The organism is Vibrio sp. 1F263 (assembly GCF_041439035.1).
Taxonomy (GTDB): domain Bacteria; phylum Pseudomonadota; class Gammaproteobacteria; order Enterobacterales; family Vibrionaceae; genus Vibrio; species Vibrio tasmaniensis_A.
On record NZ_JBGONI010000090.1, the window covers coordinates 1 to 3,628 of the forward strand.

Below are 3,628 nucleotides of genomic sequence, written 5' to 3' on the forward strand. Positions count from 1 at the left end.
CCATTAAAGGAAAACGAGATGATCATAAATCGGGCTTCGACCTGACCTTTTCTGCACCTAAAACCGTCAGTGTTCTTGCGCTTGTAAGTGGCGATAATCTACTCATTGAAGCACACAATAACGCCGTAAAATTCGCCTTAACTGAGCTTGAAAGAGACGTGGCACAATTCACTACCATCAACAAAGAGGGAGCGCGCGAGTTTCACAACACCGACTCGATGATATTTGCGGTCGTGCGCCATAAGACAAGCCGTGAAAACGACCCACAAGTCCACTCGCACGCGCTAGCCGCTAACATGACACGCGACCAAGAAGGAAAACTTCGCACGCTTGCATCCAGCCTAAAACAAAAAGGGGGCGTGATTAACGGGACTGGCGAGCGCATTTACAACTTCCAAAAATACTACGGTATCTTGTACCAGAGCCAATTGGCTAAAGATGCACAAGCACTCGGTTATTCCACGCGAGGCGTCGGCAACGGTCAGTTCGAAATCAGCGGTGTCCCTCAGCCTATTCTTGATGCGTCATCCACTCGCAAACAACAAATTGACCAACGCACACTCGATTTAGGCTTTGACTCTCGCGCGGCGAAAGACGTAGCAAACCTCGATACTCGTAAAAGCAAAACCTACCAGAGCAGTGACAGCCTCAACAAACAGTGGCAAAGCACCGTAAAAGAGCAAGGGTATGAACCCGCAGAGCTTGTCACCATGGCGCAACAAGTAAAAGAAGCGCAAAACACCCCACCACTTGGTGAAACCCAAGCCGCCATCAGCAGAGCCATTGACCATCTAGGGCAATACAGCACCGCGTTACACCTAGAAAAAATCATTGAACTGACTGCCTCAGAGTTCACCAAAGGCGGCGTGCAACTCAACGCCCTTGATATCAAAAAAGTCGCGGATGAAATGATTAAACAAGGCGACTTGATAGGACTCAGTCACAAAGGGCAATACACCACCAAAGGCTTAATTGATAACGAGAAAGCGCTTATCGACAGCACCCAAGGCCGGGCGCATCACATGCGCACCCACGTTGAATCGAACACGCTCAACAAGCTCGCTATCCCTGAAAACCAGCAGCGCATCTTGACCGACCTGTACCAATCCACCAAACAGTTCCATGTGGTCAATGTACACGGCTCATCACAAGATATTGCGCAACTGCTACTCAATGTAGGCAATCACAGTGGTAAACGCGTCCAGTTCGTCTCACAAAGCGCCAAAACAAAAGCGGAAGGGATGGAGAGCCTACAGCGACAAAGCAAAACGCTTGGCGCGTGGATAGCCAATACCTTCTCACCAGAGCAGCGCCACACCACCCACAGCTTATTGCAAAGCGATACGCCGCTGACCAATAAAGACGTCTTGCTCATTGATGACGCCAATAAGATGAGCGCGAATGAATTGTTAGCCCTCACCGATAAAGCCAAACAATCGAGCAGTAAAGTAGTGATGCTTAACCGCGTATCAAGCCGTCAGGGATTTAAAGCCAATAACGCTATCTCGCTGTATCAAAAAGGCAATGTGGAGAGTCATTCTTGGGTCGGCAAGAGAGCCAGCCATACCAACGTGAAACTGCATGACAATGATACCGATAGGATAGCGCGGGTGTACGCTGACCTCCCTGATAAAGCCACCACGCAAGTGATTGCCACCTCCGGCGTCGAGCAGCGGCGGCTAACCGAAGCGATACGGGGCCAACTCAAAAATACCGGCGCCCTCGCCAGACACGAAACCACCCTATTCACTCAAACCCCTCACCACCTCTCCAAAGCGCAACAACCACTCGTTCAACACTACAAACCAGGCATGACACTCACCCATTGGGAGAAAAGCAAACCTCATAGTTTTGTCATCGCCAGTATCGATAAAGAGAGCAACACCATGACCGCACTCAGCAAACGCGATGGACAGTCACACACCTTTGACCCGTCCAGTCGCGCCTTTAAGCACATGAAGATGCAAATCAATAAACCGCAAAGTCTCAACATCGCCCAAGGCGAACGTCTTCGAACGCTAGGCAAACACTTCCCTGCCGGCTTGGACGCGAACCAAAGCTACCTTGTCACTCACCTTGACAAAGAAAGCCTCACGCTTGAGAGCAAAGGGGAAACGCAGCGCGTCAACTTAGAGAGCTTAAAAGACGCGCCGCTGCAATACGACTACGTTCATAGCGCCCACCATATTGAGCCAAAAGCCCATACTTTACTGTCTGGCAAAGCGTTTACCCTATCTAAGCCCCTGATAAACGACCTGACTGAAAAAACAGAGCGCCTTGATATCTTCACCGACAAACCAGAAAAAGCCCAAAGCGCACTCGAAAAAGAACAGGTCTCCCCTTCGGCCATTGAGCGCGTATTACAGACGCAAAACGTCAACGACCGCTACCTAAACGATGCCACCCAAGATTGGCTAAAGCAGGATGTCAGTCAAGCGCTGTCAGCACTCGCGCAAGCGCAAAACGCCCCACTCATCGAAAAAGCGGTCAGCTTTGCCCTGAACCACCTCTCAGAGCGAGAAGCGGCGTTTAGCCAAAAAGCCTTAGTGGTGGAAGCGGTGCGTTACGCCTTTGAAGAAGCCGGAGGCTCTATTACCAAAGAGCAGGTTGAAACAGAGCTGACTAAACGCAGCGACACCCTCTCTGCAGAGTACAGTGACGGCACACGCTGGACGACGCAAGCCGCGCTAGAAACTGAAAAGCGCATCTTACAAAACATCGATGATGGTAAAGGCCAACATCAACCTTTTGCAACGCCTAAGCAGGTGCAAGACTTTCTCGATACCAAGCCTCGCCTAACCCAAGGGCAAAAGGACGCCATCACCCTTATCTCAACCACCAAGGACAGCTTTGTGGCCATCCAAGGGTTAGCCGGCACAGGTAAGTCCACCCTGCTTGAATCCAACATTGAATTTATCCAGTTAGTCAAAGAAGCCAGCCAGCAACCAGAGCAAAGCGTCATCGGTCTTGCGCCCACGCACGCCGCGGTTGCAGAGCTCGAAAGCAAAGGCGTGAAAGCGCAAACGCTAGACAGTTTGCTTTCTGACATCCGACAAGGCAATCGAGAAGCCAGTGACTATCAACACACCTTGTTCTTTCTCGATGAAAGCTCCATGGTCAGCAATAAGCAAGCCGATGAGTTCACAAAGCTGGTCAATGACAGTCAGTCCAAAACAGTCAAATTGGGCGATAAAGAGCAGTTGTTATCGCTCAGTGCCGGTAAACCCTTTGAGCTGGCCATAAGTCAAGGGCGCATCGATACCGCTTACATGACCGATATGGTACGCCCACAAAATGACACTTTGCACAATGCACAGCAAAACACCATTGATAAACAGCCGCTCAGCGCCCTAGATAAACTCCAGCAGCAAGCCCCTGATACCCAAGGCAACAGCCAACATGTCATTTCTACGCTGAATGAAAACGACAAAGACCGACGCAGAGCGCAGCTCACCGCCACAGAGAAGCTGCCTTATGTGGTCGCCAAAGACTATTTAGAGCGCACCCCAGAAACCAGAGAAAACACGCTTATCATCGCTTACACCAACAAGGAGCGTGACACCATCACCGAATACATCCGTGTCGGTTTGATGAAACAGAGTGAGTTAGGCAAAGAGAACGTCGTCGC

1 protein-coding gene is annotated in these 3,628 nt (G+C 50.5%); it reads left to right on the forward strand.

Translation table 11 applies throughout. From position 1 onward, the window contains the following. The coding region (traI, locus tag ACED25_RS23035; protein WP_371696223.1) for a conjugative transfer relaxase/helicase TraI at positions 1 to 3,628 on the forward strand (3,628 nt) is incomplete at both ends.